The organism is Streptomyces sp. NPDC041135, from assembly GCF_055592085.1.
Map to the genome: position 1 here is coordinate 1 of NZ_JBVIYZ010000013.1, position 15,829 is coordinate 15,829.

Below are 15,829 nucleotides of genomic sequence, written 5' to 3' on the forward strand. Positions count from 1 at the left end.
GACCCCGACACCCTGCACCACACCCCCATCGGCGTCCTGCGCTCCGTGCGCCGCCCCGTCTACGACACCCTCATGTCCGACCAGCTCGACACCGCCGTCGAACAGCACGGCAAGGGCGACCTCGCCGCGCTCCTCGCCGGCAAGGACACCTGGACCGTCGTCGGCTGAGGACTGACGGGCGGGACAGGCGATCACGGTCAGGAGGCCCGGGAGCGCGCCTCCCGGGTCTCGTCGTAGGTGCGGCGGGAGTTCTCCACGTCGGCCATGCGGTCCTGCGTCCACCGGGCCAGTGACCGCACCTGCTGGGCCGCCTCGCGGCCGAGGTCGGTGAGGGAGTAGTCGACGCGGGGCGGGATGACCGGCTTGGCGTCGCGGTGCACGAGGCCGTCGCGCTCCAGGGTCTGCAGGGTCTGGGCGAGCATCTTCTCGCTGACGTCGCGGCCGACGCGCCCGACCGCTCGGCGCAGCTCGCTGAAGCGGTGGGGGCGGTCGAGCAGCTCGATCAGCACCAGGACGCCCCAGCGGCTGGTGACGTGCTCCAGGACGAGGCGGTAGGGGCACAACGCCTCGGCCGCTGCCGGGGACGGATCCCGCTTGGTTACTGCCATGCCAGTACCTTACTTCAAAGTGGGTACTTTCCAGAAGTTAGTGTCGCTCCTAGGGTTGGTCGCAGAGGCACCGAGCAGGGCAGACAACCCCTATCGGGGCAGATACCTCGAAAAGGCATGCCCTCCATCGGGCAGCCGTACCCGCAGGTAACCGCCGCAGCACCGGCCGCCGGGGCGGACCCATCCCACAAGGAGATCGACACCATGAGCATCGTCGTCACCGGAGCCACCGGACACCTCGGACGCCACGTCGTGGAGCAGTTGCTGGAGAAGGTCCCGGCCGAGCAGGTCACCGCCGTCGTGCGGGACCGGGCCAGGGCCGGCGGCCTCGAGGCCCGCGGGGTGAAGCTCGCGGTCGCCGACTACAACGCCCCCGAGACCTTCGACGGCCTCTTCGCCGCCGGCGACAAGGTGCTCCTCATCTCGGGGAACGAGTTCGCCAAGGGCCGGGTGGAGCAGCACCGGGTCGTCATCGACGCGGCCCGGGCGGCCGGGGTGGCACTGCTGGCGTACACCAGCGCCCCGGGCAGCCTGACGGCCGCGCTCGCCGACGACCACCGGGCGACCGAGGAGGTGCTGCTCGCCTCGGGCCTGCCGTACACGCTGCTGCGCAACGGCTGGTACCACGAGAACTACACCGAGAACCTCGCCCCGGTACTGGCGCACGACGCGGTCGTCGCGGCCGCCGGAGAGGGCCGGGTCTCCTCCGCCGCCCGCGCCGACTACGCCGCCGCGGCCGTCGCGGTGCTGACGGGCGAGGGGCACGAGAACCAGACGTACGAGCTGGGCGGCGACGAGGCGTGGAGCTTCGCGGAGTACGCGGCCGAGCTGAGCCGGCAGACCGGCCGGGAGATCACCTACAACGCGGTCTCCACCGAGGCCCTCGCGTCCATCCTGACCGGCGCCGGAGTGCCGGAGCCGCTCGCCGGGATCCTGGCCGGCGTCGACGCCTCGATCGAGAGGGGCGAGCTGGTGGTCTCCACCGGTGACCTCTCCCGCCTGGCCGGCCGACCGACCACTCCGCTCGCCGAGGCCGTCGCCGCCGCGCTCAAGAGCTGACCCCCCACGGCCGCCCTTCCTGGCCCACACGGCCGCCCCTCCTAGCCTCACGGCCGGCCCTGGCCCGCACGGCCGGCCCGCCTGTTCCGCAACGCCGCCCACTGTCATGACCGTATGGCGATACGCGCATGACAGGCGGGGGTGCGCGGCGTTACCTTCGTTCCCGCGTTCGTGTGAGGTGTGAAGGAGGGACCCGTGGCCGGGACGACCAAGGGTGAGGACCGGACGGGGCTGCTGAACGGCTTCGCCGCGTACGGCATGTGGGGGCTCGTGCCCCTGTTCTGGCCGCTGCTGAAGCCGGCCGGGAGCGTGGAGATCCTGGCCCACCGCATGGTGTGGTCCCTCGGATTCGTCGCCGTCGCCCTGGTAGTCGTCCGGCGCTGGGCCTGGGCCGGGGAGCTGCTGCGCCAGCCGCGCAAGCTCGGGCTCGTGACGGTGGCCGCCGCCGTCATCACGGTCAACTGGGGCGTCTACATCTGGGCCGTGAACTCCGGCCACGTCGTCGAGGCCTCCCTCGGGTACTTCATCAACCCGCTGGTGACGATCGCGATGGGCGTGCTGCTGCTCAAGGAACGGCTGCGGCCGGCGCAGTGGGCGGCGGTCGGCATCGGCTTCGCCGCCGTGGCCGTCCTGGCCGTCGGCTACGGGCGGCCGCCGTGGATCTCCCTCTGTCTCGCCTTCTCCTTCGCCACGTACGGGCTGGTGAAGAAGAAGGTCAACCTCGGCGGCATCGAGTCGCTGGCCGCCGAGACCGCCATCCTGTTCCTGCCCGCGCTGGGCTACCTGCTGTGGCTGGGTGCGCGGGGTGACGCCACCTTCACCGGCGAGGGCGCCGGGCACGCCGCGCTGCTCGCCTCCACCGGTGTGGTCACCGCCCTCCCGCTGGTCTGCTTCGGCGCCGCCGCGATACGCGTGCCGCTGTCCACGCTCGGCCTGCTGCAGTACCTCGCGCCCGTCTTCCAGTTCGTGCTCGGCGTCATCTACTTCGGCGAGGCCATGCCGCCCGAGCGCTGGGCCGGGTTCGCCCTGGTCTGGCTGGCGCTGATCATGCTCACCTGGGACGCGTTGCGCACGGCCCGCCACAACGCGCGGACGCTGGCCGCCGGGCGGCGCGCGGCCGCGGCGGTCACCCCGTTGCCGGAGACGGCCACCGGACAGTCCGCAGAACCGTCTGCCGCGGGCGCGGTGTACCCCGCCGAGCTGCCGATCGCGGTGGCCGCCGAGTCGGCCGGACCGGCGCCGGTCGCGGTCGCGGTCGCCGCAGAGTCCGGCGAGTCGTGCGAATCCGCGGGTATCCCGGGTGCCGAATCGCGGCGCCACGCAGCGACCGGGACGGAACCCGGCTGTCCGTGAGCCGGACGGACCTCGGTCCGCTATAAGTGGTCGGCATGACGCAGACGCCCGCACCCGCACCCGTCCCGCTGCACTGGAAGCTCGTCGTCGACGCCACCGATCCGCACGCGCTGGCCGACTTCTGGGCCGGCGCACTGCACTACGAACCCGAGGACAACAGCGCGCTCGTCGAACGGCTCCTGGAGCTGGGCGCGCTGCCCGGCGCGGCCACCGTGGAGTACCACGGCAGGGCCGCCTTCCGGGACCTGATCGCCGTACGGCACCCGGACGACCCCTACGACCCGGAGACCGGCACCGGTCAGGGGCGGCGGCTGCTCTTCCAGCGCGTCCCGGAGGCGAAGACCGTCAAGAACCGGCTCCACCTCGACCTCCACCCCGGTGAGGGGCGTCGCGACGACGAGGTGGCGCGGCTGGAACGGCTCGGCGCGCGCGTGCTGACGCGGGTGCGGGAGCCCGCCGGGGCGTGGGTGGTGATGGCGGACCCGGAGGGGAACGAGTTCTGCGTGCACTGAGCACGGTCCGGGTGCGCGGGTATCTCTGCCCTTCGCTCTTACCCCTCGCCCCTGCCCCGTGGGCTGCCGGCCCCTTGAGGGTGCCGGCCGGCGCGTTTGGCCAGGCGGCCCATGCGGGCGTGGGCGGACTCCAGTTCCTCGATGTCGCCGGCCGCCGGGCCTTCCTCGGCGGTCAGATCCGTCCACAGGCCGATCAGGTCGCGGCCGAGGTTGAGCCCCTGCTCCGGGTCGCGCACCGCGCGCCAGGCGGTCGCCGCGCTCTGCACGTTGCCGTAGGCCGCCTCCGCGTCCCGGTCCCGCCGGCGCAGCCGGGCCAGGTCGAGGGAGAGGTGGAAGGAGCGCACCGGGTCACCCGCCAGGTAGGCGATGTAGGCGGTCAGTTCGCGCAGGTGCAGCACCTCGCGGTGGCCGGGTCCGAGCACGGCGGTGGCCTCGGTGACGGTACGGTCCGCCAGTTCCGCCGCGCTGTCGATCCGCCCCGATCGCACCGCCTCGTTGATCCGCGCCATCGGCTCGGTGAGCAGCGCCGCGCCCTCCGCCGTCTCGGTCACCGGTTCGTCCCCGAGCACCTCCTCGGCGACCGCGTCGAAACCCCGGGCGGGGGTGGGGGTCGCGGTGGAAGGGAGGAAGCCCCTGACATCCGGGTCAGGGTCGGGATCGGAGTCGGGGTCCGGATCAGGGGCGGGGTGGGGTCGGGGCGCGTACGAGGGTGCCGACCCGGACACGGGTGCAGGTGCGGGTGCTATGCCGGATACGAGTGCGGGTTCGGGGTCCGGCCCGGGTGCCGGGGGACCTGCGGTCCGCGGTACGGCGGCGGTCATCACCGGCGGCGGACCGAAGACCCCGGTGGGCGCCTGCACCGTCCCCGCCGACGGCGCGCCCGCCGACGCCTCGGGCGGGGCCACCGGCACCGGGTCTCCCGTGCACCGGCTGGAGCCGTCCGTGTCCACCTGGAGGGGGACGACGCAGCCGGCTAGTCCGTCGTGGACGGTGGCGAGTACAGGATGGCCGGTGGTGACGGCGAGCCGGTGAAGGTGGTTCAGGACGGCCTGCTGGACGTCCTCACCGGCGTCCGGCACGATCCTCGCGCCGTCCACCGTGGCCCCACCGGCCCGCGTGACGTACACCTCGACCGGCGCGCGAAGGGCGGCCGGGCCGGACGGCTGCCCGGAGCCCTGCTGCTGCCGCTGCTCCTCGCGGCTGAATCGAGACATCGTCCCCCATCCCCCCGGGCGTCGCCGTCCGGTCGTACGCGTGCTTGCTTCGAGTGTCTCCGCCCGGCACGGTTCCCGCGTCACCGCGACGTCACAGCCTCGCACCAGGAAACCTGCCCGGTTTTCCCTGGACATATAGTTGCGCGCGCATATAATGCACATGCCTGCATTGGTCGTACGCCGGCACTCGTCGCCAATTCATCTGGGGGACCCATGACCCGCCGCTTCCTCTTCGTGCTGGGCAGCGCCCGCGCCGACGGCAACACCGAGTCGCTGGCCCGGGCGGCCGCCGAACAGCTGCCCGCCGACGTCGAGCAGGAGTGGATCGGCCTGGCCGAGCACCCGCTGCCCGACTTCGTGGATCTGCGGCACGACAGCGACCACGTACGGCCGCCCTCGGACAGCCCTACGGGTCGGCTGCTCGACGCCACCCTCGCGGCCACGGACATCGTGATCGCCTCACCGGTGTACTGGTACTCGGTGTCCGGCCTGACCAAGCGCTACCTGGACTACTGGTCCGGCTGGCTGCGCACCCCCGGCGTGGACTTCCGCGCGACCATGGCCGGACGGACCCTGTGGGGCGTCGCGGCGCTGGCGGACCCGGAGCCGTCGGTGGCCGAACCGCTCACCGGCACCCTCAACAACTCGGCCGCGTACCTGGAGATGCGCTTCGGCGGGGTCCTGCTGGGCAACGGCAGCGCGCCCGGCGACGTCCTGAAGGACACCGAGGCGCTGGCCCGCGCGAAGACCTTCTTCGCCCGCGAGGCACCGCCGGCCCGCTTCCCGCACCAGACCGTCTGACGTCCGGTCCTTACGCGGTGATGTCCTTCGTCGTGAACCGCGCCCAGGCCGCCGAGCCGAACACGGCCGCGTACACCGCCTGGAGGCCGAGGTTGCGCAGCAGGCCGTCCCAGTAGACGGGGTCGCGCATCAGGTCGGCGAAGGACAGCCAGTAGTGCGAGAAGAAGTACGGCTGGAGCGCGTGCAGCTGGGGGATCTGGTCGAGGATCTGGACGGTGATGACCAGGCCGACCGTGGTCGCCATCGCCGCGATGCCGCTGCTGGTGAGCGTGGACACGAACAGCCCGAGGGCGGCGACGCCGGTGAGGGACGCGGCGACGACCAGGGCGATCAGCAGCGCCCGGCCGAGACCGGCGCCGAGACCGATCCGGGTGCCCGAGATGGTCGTCAGGTCGCCCAGCGGGAACAGCAGCGCGCCGACGGCGAGCGCGGTGACGGCGACGACCAGCGTGGCGAGCAGGCAGAAGGCCATCGTGGTCGCGTACTTGGTGAGCAGCAGGCGGGTGCGGCCGGCCGGGGCGACCAGGAGGTAGCGCAGGGTGCCCGCGCCCGCCTCGCCCGCGATGGCGTCACCCGCGACGACACCGACCGCCATCGGCAGGAAGAACGGCAGGGTCGCCGCCAGCGCCGTGAACACCAGGAACAGGCCGTTGTTGGTGATCTGCGCGATGAACGCCGGGCCCTCGCCATTGCCGCGGCCCGCCGACGTGCCGCCGCGGGTCTCGATCCGCACCGCGATCCCGACCAGCACCGGGACCGCCGCCAGTACCCCGAGCAGCGCCAGGGTGCGCCAGCGCCGGAAGGTGGTGACCAGCTCGTTGCGCAGCAGCCCGAACGTCCACAGCGGACCGGGCCGCCGCACCGCCACCGCCGCCTCAGCCCGCGACATCGAAGCCCTCCCCCGTCAGCGCCACGAACGCGTCCTCCAGCGATGGCCGCTCCAGGGTGAACCCGCGCACGCGGACACCCGCCCCGACCAGGGCCGCGCTGACCTCGGCGAGATCCCGCCCGGGCGGCTCGCCGGTGACCCGCTCGTCGCTCACGACGACGTCCCCGACGCCCTGCTCCTTCAGCACCCGGGCCGCCTCACCGGTGTCCGGTGTGATCACCACCAGCCGGCCCCGCGCCCCGGCCACCAGGTCGGCCACCGCTCCCTGGACGATCAGCCGGCCCTGCGCCATCACCGCCGCGTGGGTGCACACCTGCTCGATCTCGTCCAGCAGGTGGGAGGAGAGGAACACGGTCGTGCCGTCGGAGGCCAGCTCCCGGATCAGGGTGCGGATCTCGCGCATGCCCTGGGGGTCGAGTCCGTTGGTGGGTTCGTCCAGCACGAGCAGCCGCCGCGGCTGGAGCAGCGCCGCGGCGAGTCCGAGGCGCTGTTTCATGCCTAGCGAGTAGGCACGTGCCTTGCGGCCCGCCGTCGCGGTCAGGCCGACCCGGTCCAGTGCCGCCGCGACGCGTGTGCGACGGGTGCGCGGGTCGGCGGTGGGGTCGGCGGCGTCGTAGCGCAGGAGGTTGTCCCGGCCGGACAGGAAGCCGTACAGCGCGGGGCCCTCGATGAGCGCGCCGACCTGCGGCAGGACGGCGCGCGCGGCACGCGGGACCGGGTGGCCCAGGACGCGTGCCGTGCCCGAGGTCGGCTCGATCAGGCCCATCAGCATGCGGATGGTCGTCGTCTTGCCGGAGCCGTTCGGACCGAGGAAGCCGAAGACGCTGCCGGCCGGGACGGTCAGGTCCAGGGCGTCCACGGCGAGCTGGCCGCCGCGGTAGCGCTTGGTGAGTCCGCGGGTCTCGATGACCGCGGCCACCGGATGCCCTGTGACACCGGCGGCCTTGTCCGCCGTGGCGCTCGCTGCTGGGTGTCGCAGGGCCTCGGCGTCACCACCGTCCGCGCTCTGCCCCGACACCCGCTCCGCGGCGGACGGTTCGCCCATCGGCTCCCTCGTTTCGTCGTGCCCGGACCCCCCGGGGTGCCCCGGCCCCAGTTCCCGGCCCTCGGTCCCGGCCCCGGCCCCGGTCCGGGGTTCGAGGTTCGGGGTTCGGGGTTCGAGGTTCGGGGTTCGGGGTTCGGGGCCCGGGTCCCTCAGGGGGTCACTTCGCCGTGTTCGCCGCCTTGACCAGGGTGGCCTTGTCGACCGCGCCGACGTACACCTTGCCGTCGTCGGTGATCAGGGCGTTGACCAGGCGGGTGGAGAACACCGTGCCCTTGCCGAACGTGCCGGTGACCTTGTCGCCGAGCGAGCCGAGGAAGCCGTCCACAGCGCTGCCGCCGGAGCCGGAGCCGGAGGGCAGGCCGCCCTCCGCGCCGGTGTCGAAGGTGGCTACGGAGCTCCAGCCCTGGCCGATGACGTCGGCGCCGTCGGCGCCATCGGCGGAGTGGCCGCCGGAACCGGGGACGGACAGCCCGGGCAGTCCGGGCAGCCCGAGGGATTTCTCGGCACCGTCGCCGGCCTTGTGCCCACCGGTCTTGTGGTCGCCGGACCTGTCGTCGCCCTCGGTGACCTTGGCACCCTTGGGCGGGGTGAAGGAGAAGGTCGAGGCGGCCGGTGCGGCGAAGCTCACCTGGGTGAAACCGGCGTCGATGACGGCGGCGCCGCCGCTCGACGGGGTCAGCGTGAACTTCAGCGGCAGGCCCGTCTTCGCGTCGACGGCGATGCTGATCGCGCCGACGGTGGAGCCGGACTGCCGGGGCTTGACGAGCAGCCGGTAGGCGTCCCGGCCGGCCACCTGCGCGGTGCCGTCCACGGTCACCGACGTGGTGCTGTCGACCGACTTCAGCAGCTGGTCGGCGAAGTCCTTGGGCGTCGCAGGCGGCTCGGACCGCTGTTCCTTGCCGGCCTGGTGGGCGGTGGAGTGGTAGACCTCGTTGGACTTGCTGTCGTAGCCCCAGACGTTCTCGCCGTTGTGTATGAGGCTGTACTCGGCGCCGCTCTCCAGCAGCGACACCTTCTGCCGGTCGGGGCCGTCGCCGGCCACGCGCAGGGTATGTGTGCCGGAGGCCAGCTCGGTGAGCCGGGAGGAGGGATCGGCGGAGGAGCCGTCGCCGCCCTGGCCCAGTCCGGAGGCGAGGCCGTTCTCGAGGCCGCCGAGGTCGGGCAGGCCGAGATCGGTGCTGATCTTCACGGTGCCGGACAACTGCTGCACGTCCGACCTGGCCATCTTGTCGATGAGCTGCTGGGCGGTGATCTTCGGCAGGTCGGGGTCGCCGGAACTGGCGAGCGCCGGGACCAGCCCGATCGTGGCCGCCGCCACCCCCACCACCGCGACCGGGACGGCGTAGCGCGCGGCCTTGCGCCGGCCGGGACGCAGGTCCTCGTCGCCCGCCGCGCCCGTGGTGTCGTCGGATTCGTACGGTGCCATGTGTGCCTTACCTCCGTCGTCGGCGGCGGCTGCCCTCACCCTGGTTCACCCTGAGCCGCCATTCTCACCCGAATCGGTGAGGAGTGGTGATTTCCGTGGTTTCCATCTGACCAAATCGGCCGTGAGGAAGCGTCAGCCCTCGGAGCCAACTCCGTGTACGCCTGGGGTATGACACGCAGGGCCCCTTGTCTCTCCTACCCGTAGGGGACCGGAACCCGCATGGAGCCGGATCGGACCCGCACGGAGCCGGATCGGACCCGCACGGACGGGACCGGACCCGACCGGACGGGATGCGCGGGGGCGGGGCGGGATGCGCGGGGGCAGTGGTGACCGGCCGGGGCCGCCCCGGTGGCTCGCCGCTCAGCCGGCGCGGTGCACCACGGCGTCGCACAGCTCCAGCAGGGCCGCCTTCGCGTCGCACTCCCGCAGCGGGGCCAGCGCCGAGCGGGCCTCCTCCGCGTACCGCACGGTGTCCCTGCGGGCCTGCTCCAGGGCGGGGTGCGCCCGCAGGGCGGTCAGGGCCTCGGCGTGCCGGGCGTCGTCGGTGAGATCGGAGTCCAGCAGCTCGCACAGGGCGACGTCCTCGGGCAGCCCGAGCCGCGCCGCGCGCTCCCGCAACCGCAGCACGGGCAGGGTGGGGATGCCCTCGCGCAGGTCGGTGCCGGGGGTCTTGCCGGACTCGTGGGAGTCGGAGGCGATGTCCAGCACGTCGTCCGCGAGCTGGAAGGCGACGCCGAGCCGCTCGCCGTACTGCGTCAGAACGTCGACGACCGTCTCGTCGGCGCCGGACATCATCGCGCCGAACCGGCACGACACCGCCACCAGCGAGCCCGTCTTGCCGCCGAGAACGTCCAGGTAGTGCTCGACCGGGTCCCGGCCGTCCGTGGGGCCGGCGGTCTCCAGGATCTGCCCGGTCACCAGCCGCTCGAACGCGAGGGCCTGGACCCGTACCGCCTCGGGACCGAGGTCCGCCAGGATCTGGGAGGCGCGGGCGAAGAGGAAGTCCCCGGTGAGGACGGCGACGGAGTTGCCCCAGCGCGTGTTCGCACTGTCCACCCCGCGCCGGACGGACGCCTCGTCCATGACGTCGTCGTGGTACAGGGTCGCGAGATGCGTCAGCTCGACGACGACGGCCGACGGCACGACACCGGGCGCGTACGGGTCACCGAACTGCGCCGCGAGCATCACGAGCAGCGGTCGGAACCGCTTCCCGCCGGCCCGCACCAGGTGCTGCGCCGCCTCCGTGATGAAGGGGACCTCGCTCTTGGTGGCCTCGAGCAAGCCCTCCTCGACAGCCGTCAATCCGGCCTGGACATCGGCTTCCAGAGCCTGGTCCCGCACGCTCAGCCCGAACGGCCCGACGACGGTCACGAGGGGTCTCCTGTCTGCTGGTGTCAGCTGGCGATTACACGGTTTGTCGATAGGTCGTTGCCATCACTCAAGTCAGCGTATCCGGTCAGGTTTCGATCACCGATAGCGCCCACCCGTCCAGCCCGGGCGGTATCGGATCACGGCCGGTATGTTTCTGATCAGCTGATACGAACGGACATTGATCGACTTAACAGGAACACACCCCTCTTGTCGCGAAACGACCGACAAGCCGTGTCCCGGAGAGTCATGATCCCCGCCGACGGAGAGCGGTGATCCCCGACCGCCGGGGAGGGCCGCGCCGGGAGGGCCGGGCCTGGAGAGTGGTGCGACCCGTAGTCCCGGCTTCCCCTCGCGGTCGACATGCACGCGCGCGTGCGCCCTCGCACGGACCCGTGCGCGTGCACGACGCTCACCGTCGCCACGGACGGCCGACGTCTCGTACCGCTTCGGCCGACGTCTCGTACCGCTTCCGAGGCAGGCCCACCGCTGCGCCCACCCCGACTGGCCGACGGTGGCACCTGGGGCGGATCTCCACGCAGCCGTACAGCCACACCTAGAGCACGGCCACCCTCCGCCATCGCCCGCTCACGGTGGCCAACCCGGCCGCACCACCCGACGCTGCCGCGAACACGACGGCCGGGACTCGCCCCCCATGACATGTGACACGGACCACTTCGCCGTCGCGCACGGGGTAACGCGCGAGAAGGGCGGCGATGCAGCATTCCAACCGAACCCGAACCCGAACCCGAACCCGAACCCGACGCGAACTCGAATTCCGACCCCGAGAAGGCGGATTTCACGAATCCCCCATGTCTAGTGATGTCTGATTTAGCGTAATTTGCCAAATAGTGAGTTGGGTCACGCGCCCCCTGAAGCGCCCCCTGGCCCACCTGAGCCACTTCTTGCCTTTTCTGTGCGCCAGTTGAGCCTTGGCGACCGCAAAGGATCAAGTACCTCATACGCCTTCGATCAAGGTCAATTAGGACGTTGGGTGAAACCGGTACTTGTTCCCGACATGTGCTCTCGCATACGTTCCCGACCTGCCGGGCGGAACGCCTAATCCTGCCGCCGCCCGTCGTACCCCATTGACGAACCATTTCGTACGGCAGGAGCGGGGGACCCAGGTAAGCCGCCGGGCCGGACGGCACATGCCGCACCGGACCCGGCTAGGGGTGAAGTCGCGCCGCCACACGGTGGCGTGGCCGGGCACCTCCCCGCCCGAACCCGACAGCTCACCTCGCAGGCGACGGAGAGGAATGCCGCATGTCTGTTGTCGCTCAGCCCCGTCGTACCCGCGCCCAGCGCCTGGCCCGCACCCTGGCCGTCGCCGGCGTCGGCGCCGCTGTTCTCGCACTTCCGCTCGCCGGCGCGGCCACCGCCTCCGCCGCCACCACGACGTCGGCCACGACGCCCTCGACCACCCTCGCCGGGTACCCGAACAACCTGGACGGCTGGATCCGGGAGTCCCTCGCCATCATGGCCGAAAAGGGCATCCCGGGCACCTACAACGGTATCTACCGCAACGTCATGCGCGAGTCCTCGGGCAACCCCCGCGCCATCAACCTGTGGGACTCCAACGCGGTGAAGGGCACCCCGTCCAAGGGCCTGCTCCAGGTCATCGACCCGACCTTCGCGACCTACCACGTGGCCGGCACGGCGTACGACCCGTACGACCCGGTCGCGAACATCACCGCCGCCTGCAACTACGCGGCCGCGCGGTACGGCTCGATCGACAACGTCTTCGGCGCGTACTGACAGCCACTGTTCCCGGCCGGCAGCCAGCAGCAGCCACAGCCTGGTCAGCCCATGGGCCGGTAGGCCGTCAAGCAGGTCAGCCAGTCGTCCGGTCAGCCGATCAGTCGGTCAGCCGGTCAGCCGGTCAGCCGGTCGGGAAGAGTCTTTCGAGGACGACGGCGATGCCGTCGTCCTCGTTCGACGAGGTGACCTCGTCGGCCACCGCCCGCAGTTCGGGGTGGGCGTTGGCCATCGCCACCCCGTGTGCCGCCCAGTCGAACATCGGGATGTCGTTGGGCATGTCACCGAAGGCCAGGGCCTGGTCGGCGCTGAGCCCCAGGTACTCGGCCGCCAGCGCCAGGCCGGTCGCCTTGGTGACGCCGGACGGCTGGAGTTCCACCGTTCCCGGCCCCGACATGGTGACCGTCGCCAGCGAGCCAACCGCCGAGCGTGCGCATGCCGCCAACGCGTCGTCGGAGAGGGTGTGATGGCGCAGCAGCACCTTGCTGATCGGCGCGCACCACAGGTCGTCGCGCCGGTCGACGCGTACCGCCGGCAGGGTGGGGTGGGGCATCAGGTACCCGGGTTCGATCAGCGTGAGGCCGTCCACGCCGTCCTGGTCCACGGCCGCGTAGACCTGTCCCACCTCGGCTTCGATCTTGCCGAGGGCGGTCTCCGCCAGCTCCCGTTCCAGCGTCACCGACCACAGCAGCCGGTCCGCGCCGGCGTCGTACACCTGCGCGCCCTGGCCGCACACCGCGAGCCCCGTGCAGCCCAGGTCGTCCAGGAGCGGCCGTACCCGGGGCGCCGGGCGACCGGTGACCACGAGATGCCGGGCGCCGGCCCTGGCGACCCGCGCGAGCGCGGCACGCGACCGGTCGGAGACAGTGTCGTCGCCGCGCAGCAGCGTTCCGTCCAGGTCGGTGGCGATCAGGGCGTACGCGGGGCGCGCGGGTGACGCGGGGGGCGCGAACGATGCGGTGGGTGCGGCCATGAGCAGAGAATACGGACCGCACGCCCCTCCGACTCACCCCCGTTTCACCGGCCTCCCCGGCCTCTCCGCCTACCTGCTTACCTGCCTACCTGCCTACCCGGCCTTCTCCGCCCTTCTCCGCAATAGTTCATGCGTGATCGCTCATGCGCGATCGTTCACGCGCATCGAGAACTGCGTACCCATGAGCAGACATCCGTGTGGCACATCGGCAGCGGATGACCGTGGTGACTTGAAGGCGCTGCCCAGGACAGGCAACTCACCCGTAACGTGTGGCGCGACCACATGGAACACAACGCCATGCACGGCCCGGATGAGAGTGAGGCAGTACCCCATGCCCCCCTTCGACGTCCCCGAGGGCGACCCCTTCGGCCCGCACAACCTCCCTTATGGCGTGTTCTCGCCTGCCGGCAGCCAGGAACGGCGGGTCGGCGTCCGGCTCGGCGACCACGTGCTCGACGCGGGCGCCGCGGCCGCGGCACTCGGTTCGCCGTACGGCTCCCTGCTCGCCCGCCCCACCCTGAACCCGCTGCTAGCCGCCGGCCGCACGGCCTGGTCGGACGTGCGGCGGGCCCTGACGGCCTGGGTGACGGTGCCCTCCCATCGCGAGGTGATCGAGCCGCTCCTGCACCCGCTGGCGGAGGTGACGCTGCACCTGCCCTTCGAGGTGGCCGACTACGTCGACTTCTACGCCTCCGAGAACCACGCCCGCAACGTGGGCCAGATCTTCCGCCCCGATGCCGAGGACTCGCTGACCCCCAACTGGAAGCACCTGCCGATCGGTTACCACGGCCGCTCGGGCACCGTGGTCGTCTCGGGCACCGACGTCGTACGGCCGTCCGGGCAGCGCAAGGGCCCCGCCGATCCGGCACCGGTCTTCGGCCCCTCCGTCCGGCTGGACATCGAAGCGGAGGTCGGCTTCGTGGTGGGCGTGCCGTCGGGGCTGGGCAGGCCGGTCGCGCTGGCCGACTTCCGCGAGCACGTCTTCGGGCTGTGCCTGCTGAACGACTGGTCGGCACGGGACGTGCAGGCCTGGGAGTACGTTCCCCTCGGACCGTTCCTCGGCAAGTCCTTCGCCACCTCGGTCTCGGCGTGGATCACCCCGCTGGAGGCGCTGGAGTCGGCCCGGGTGACCCCGCCGGAGCGCACGCACCCGCTGCTGCCCTACCTGGACGACGCGGCACCCGACATCGAGCCCGGCGGCTACGACCTGCGCATCTCCGTGGCGATCAACGGCCATACGGTGTCCGAGCCGCCGTTCTCCACCATGTACTGGACGGCCGCGCAGCAGCTCGCCCACATGACGGTGAACGGCGCCTCCCTGCGCACCGGCGACCTGTACGGGTCGGGAACCGTCAGCGGGCCCACGCCACGGGAGCGCGGCTCGCTGCTGGAACTGACCTGGAACGGGCGGGACCCCCTGGACCTGCCGGACGGCAAGCGGACCTTCCTGGAGGACGGCGACGTGGTGACGCTGTCCGCCTGGGCCCCCGGACCGCACGGGGTGCGCGTGGGCCTGGGCGAGGTCACCGGACGAGTGGTGGCCGGCGGCTGACACGGCCCTGCGAGCCGCGGCGCCGACGCGCGGCGAGCGGCGTCTCCCGCGCGTGGGGGTCGTCCCGCGCGTGCGGGTCGTCTCGCGCGCGGGGGCGCTCGTGTGACCGGCGGGCTCTCGGGGTGGCGCGGGGAACTCGGCGGGAGCGGTGAAGTGTTCGTGCTCGGCGACTGACTGCGGCGCCCGATCCCCGGCATACTGGCCAGGCAGCCGCACCACCGAATGCCCGGCCGCACCGCACCGCCCTGTTGCCCGGCCCTCATCCGTCTCCGACCAGGAACCGGAGTCCCCGGCATGACCGTCTGCCTCCTCCTGCTGTGTGCCGTCGCGCTGACCGCCGCCGTCCCGGCGCCGCGCGCGCTCATCCGGGCCGCCTGGCCCGAGCGGGAACCCGTGGTCGCGCTGTGGGTGTGGCAGTGCCTGGTCGCCACGGTTCTGCTGTGCTGCCTGGCGGCGCTGACGCTGGGTGCCGCGGCCGTCTTCGGCACCGTCCGCGACCACGTCTTCGCCCCGGCGCCGCCCGCCGTCACCGCCGCGTACGACCTCACGGCCGCTCCCGTGTGGGCTGTCGTACTGACCCTGTTGCTGGCCTGCGGGGCCGCGTGGACGACCGCGATGCTCGCCCGCGAGCTGGTCGAGGCCCGCAGGCGCCGCGGCCGGACCCGGGCGCACTTGCGCGAGCGTGCGCCGGACCTGCCCGCCGGGCTGCCTGCCGCCCGCGGGCCGATGCTGGTGCTGGAGGACGAGTACCCGGACGCCTGGTGGATGCCGGGCCACCCGCCCCAACTGGTCGTCACCACCGGCGCGCTGCACCGCCTGACCGACCACCAGCTGGACGCCGTCCTCACGCACGAGCGCGGCCACGCCCGCGCCCACCACGACTGGCTGCTGCACCTCTCCACGGCCCTGGCCACCGGCTTCCCGCACGTGCCTCTCTTCGCCCACTTCTGCGACCAGACGCACCGCCTGGTCGAGCTGGCCGCCGACGACACCGCCTCGCGCCGCTGCGGCCACCTCACCACCGCCCTGGCGCTGATCGAGCTGAACCAGCACCGCGGCGTCCTCTCCTGCGCCTCCAGCCGCCGCCTCCTCGGCGAACGGGTGGACCGCCTGCTGGAGCCCCCGCCCCGCCTGCTGCCCAGACACCGTGCGCTCACCACGACCACGGCGGCCCTGGTCCCCCTGCTCCCCCTCCTGATCACCTTCGCGCCTGCCCTGACAGTGCTGTCCTGACGGCGACGTCCGGAGGGTGTTGCCTGACAGAGCCGTCC

14 protein-coding genes, 1 pseudogene and 1 riboswitch are annotated in these 15,829 nt (G+C 72.3%); of the genes and pseudogenes, 8 read left to right on the plus strand and 7 right to left on the minus strand.

Annotation, left to right across the window (positions count from 1 at the left end; all coding sequences use genetic code 11):
* Positions 1-168, plus strand: a pseudogene (locus tag ACZ6CZ_RS26185) (2-oxoacid:ferredoxin oxidoreductase subunit beta); the annotation flags it as partial.
* A 29-nt stretch (positions 169-197) separates the two neighbouring features.
* Here ACZ6CZ_RS26185 and ACZ6CZ_RS26190 read toward each other — a convergent pair.
* Positions 198-608: a winged helix-turn-helix transcriptional regulator gene (locus tag ACZ6CZ_RS26190; RefSeq protein WP_469025681.1), complete on the minus strand. Its 411-nt coding sequence runs from the start codon at positions 606-608 to the stop codon at positions 198-200.
* A 204-nt stretch (positions 609-812) separates the two neighbouring features.
* Between ACZ6CZ_RS26190 and ACZ6CZ_RS26195 the strand changes: the two genes are divergently transcribed.
* The 3 genes from ACZ6CZ_RS26195 to ACZ6CZ_RS26205 all read left to right on the plus strand — a co-directional run bounded on the left by ACZ6CZ_RS26195 (position 813) and on the right by ACZ6CZ_RS26205 (position 3,532).
* Positions 813-1,667 (plus strand): SDR family oxidoreductase, encoded by an 855-nt coding sequence (locus ACZ6CZ_RS26195; protein ID WP_469025684.1) that lies wholly within the window; start codon positions 813-815, stop codon positions 1,665-1,667.
* A 195-nt stretch (positions 1,668-1,862) separates the two neighbouring features.
* Entirely contained in the window at positions 1,863-3,020 is a 1,158-nt protein-coding gene (rarD, locus tag ACZ6CZ_RS26200; protein WP_469025687.1) for an EamA family transporter RarD, read from the plus strand.
* Positions 3,021-3,055: 35 nt separating this feature from the next.
* A complete protein-coding gene (locus ACZ6CZ_RS26205; RefSeq protein WP_469025690.1) occupies positions 3,056-3,532 on the plus strand; it encodes a VOC family protein in 477 nt (158 codons plus the stop codon).
* A 38-nt stretch (positions 3,533-3,570) separates the two neighbouring features.
* On the opposite strand, the gene ACZ6CZ_RS26210 is transcribed toward ACZ6CZ_RS26205, so the two are convergent.
* Positions 3,571-4,746 (minus strand): hypothetical protein, encoded by a 1,176-nt coding sequence (locus ACZ6CZ_RS26210; protein ID WP_469025693.1) that lies wholly within the window; start codon positions 4,744-4,746, stop codon positions 3,571-3,573.
* Between the two features lie 213 nt (positions 4,747-4,959).
* On the opposite strand from ACZ6CZ_RS26210, the gene ACZ6CZ_RS26215 reads away from it, so the two are divergent.
* A complete protein-coding gene (locus tag ACZ6CZ_RS26215) occupies positions 4,960-5,547 on the plus strand; it encodes a flavodoxin family protein (RefSeq protein WP_469025695.1) in 588 nt (195 codons plus the stop codon).
* Between the two features lie 10 nt (positions 5,548-5,557).
* Here ACZ6CZ_RS26215 and ACZ6CZ_RS26220 read toward each other — a convergent pair whose 3' ends face one another.
* The 4 genes from ACZ6CZ_RS26220 to ACZ6CZ_RS26235 all read right to left on the minus strand — a co-directional run bounded on the left by ACZ6CZ_RS26220 (position 5,558) and on the right by ACZ6CZ_RS26235 (position 10,278).
* Positions 5,558-6,436, minus strand: coding sequence for an ABC transporter permease (locus ACZ6CZ_RS26220; protein ID WP_469025698.1), 879 nt, complete (start codon positions 6,434-6,436; stop codon positions 5,558-5,560).
* The gene (locus tag ACZ6CZ_RS26225; RefSeq protein ID WP_469025700.1) at positions 6,423-7,481 is read right to left on the minus strand and encodes an ABC transporter ATP-binding protein; all 1,059 of its coding nucleotides are present in this window, start codon (positions 7,479-7,481) and stop codon (positions 6,423-6,425) included. The genes ACZ6CZ_RS26220 and ACZ6CZ_RS26225 overlap by 14 nt, the downstream gene beginning before the upstream one ends.
* Before the next feature lie 157 nt (positions 7,482-7,638).
* Positions 7,639-8,907 (minus strand): LolA family protein, encoded by a 1,269-nt coding sequence (locus ACZ6CZ_RS26230; protein WP_469025703.1) that lies wholly within the window; start codon positions 8,905-8,907, stop codon positions 7,639-7,641.
* Between the two features lie 360 nt (positions 8,908-9,267).
* Entirely contained in the window at positions 9,268-10,278 is a 1,011-nt protein-coding gene (locus tag ACZ6CZ_RS26235; RefSeq protein ID WP_469025705.1) for a polyprenyl synthetase family protein, read from the minus strand.
* Positions 10,279-11,361: 1,083 nt separating this feature from the next.
* Positions 11,362-11,537, plus strand: a riboswitch (cyclic di-AMP (ydaO/yuaA leader).
* Positions 11,538-11,541: 4 nt separating this feature from the next.
* Between ACZ6CZ_RS26235 and ACZ6CZ_RS26240 the strand changes: the two genes are divergently transcribed.
* The gene (locus ACZ6CZ_RS26240; RefSeq protein WP_469025708.1) at positions 11,542-12,033 is read left to right on the plus strand and encodes a transglycosylase SLT domain-containing protein; all 492 of its coding nucleotides are present in this window, start codon (positions 11,542-11,544) and stop codon (positions 12,031-12,033) included.
* 124 nt (positions 12,034-12,157) lie between these two features.
* Here the strand turns inward: ACZ6CZ_RS26240 and ACZ6CZ_RS26245 are convergent, their stop codons facing one another.
* Positions 12,158-13,006, minus strand: coding sequence for an HAD family hydrolase (locus tag ACZ6CZ_RS26245; protein WP_469025711.1), 849 nt, complete (start codon positions 13,004-13,006; stop codon positions 12,158-12,160).
* A 331-nt stretch (positions 13,007-13,337) separates the two neighbouring features.
* Here ACZ6CZ_RS26245 and fahA point away from each other — a divergent pair, with 331 nt between their 5' ends.
* Positions 13,338-14,558: a fumarylacetoacetase gene (gene fahA / locus ACZ6CZ_RS26250; protein ID WP_469025714.1), complete on the plus strand. Its 1,221-nt coding sequence runs from the start codon at positions 13,338-13,340 to the stop codon at positions 14,556-14,558.
* 294 nt (positions 14,559-14,852) lie between these two features.
* Positions 14,853-15,791, plus strand: coding sequence for a M56 family metallopeptidase (locus ACZ6CZ_RS26255; protein WP_469025717.1), 939 nt, complete (start codon positions 14,853-14,855; stop codon positions 15,789-15,791).
* Positions 15,792-15,829 lie beyond the last annotated feature (38 nt).

What these genes read in the sequence shown, in the direction of transcription:
- ACZ6CZ_RS26225 (WP_469025700.1), bottom strand. Translation starts at nt 7,481, where the DNA reads ATGGGCGAACCGTCCGCCGCGGAGCGGGTGTCGGGGCAGAGCGCGGAC.
- ACZ6CZ_RS26215 (WP_469025695.1), top strand. Translation starts at nt 4,960, where the DNA reads ATGACCCGCCGCTTCCTCTTCGTGCTGGGCAGCGCCCGCGCCGACGGC.
- ACZ6CZ_RS26195 (WP_469025684.1), top strand. Translation starts at nt 813, where the DNA reads ATGAGCATCGTCGTCACCGGAGCCACCGGACACCTCGGACGCCACGTC.
- ACZ6CZ_RS26230 (WP_469025703.1), bottom strand. Translation starts at nt 8,907, where the DNA reads ATGGCACCGTACGAATCCGACGACACCACGGGCGCGGCGGGCGACGAG.
- ACZ6CZ_RS26205 (WP_469025690.1), top strand. Translation starts at nt 3,056, where the DNA reads ATGACGCAGACGCCCGCACCCGCACCCGTCCCGCTGCACTGGAAGCTC.
- ACZ6CZ_RS26240 (WP_469025708.1), top strand. Translation starts at nt 11,542, where the DNA reads ATGTCTGTTGTCGCTCAGCCCCGTCGTACCCGCGCCCAGCGCCTGGCC.
- ACZ6CZ_RS26190 (WP_469025681.1), bottom strand. Translation starts at nt 608, where the DNA reads ATGGCAGTAACCAAGCGGGATCCGTCCCCGGCAGCGGCCGAGGCGTTG.
- fahA (WP_469025714.1), top strand. Translation starts at nt 13,338, where the DNA reads ATGCCCCCCTTCGACGTCCCCGAGGGCGACCCCTTCGGCCCGCACAAC.
- ACZ6CZ_RS26220 (WP_469025698.1), bottom strand. Translation starts at nt 6,436, where the DNA reads ATGTCGCGGGCTGAGGCGGCGGTGGCGGTGCGGCGGCCCGGTCCGCTG.
- ACZ6CZ_RS26210 (WP_469025693.1), bottom strand. Translation starts at nt 4,746, where the DNA reads ATGTCTCGATTCAGCCGCGAGGAGCAGCGGCAGCAGCAGGGCTCCGGG.
- ACZ6CZ_RS26255 (WP_469025717.1), top strand. Translation starts at nt 14,853, where the DNA reads ATGACCGTCTGCCTCCTCCTGCTGTGTGCCGTCGCGCTGACCGCCGCC.
- ACZ6CZ_RS26245 (WP_469025711.1), bottom strand. Translation starts at nt 13,006, where the DNA reads ATGGCCGCACCCACCGCATCGTTCGCGCCCCCCGCGTCACCCGCGCGC.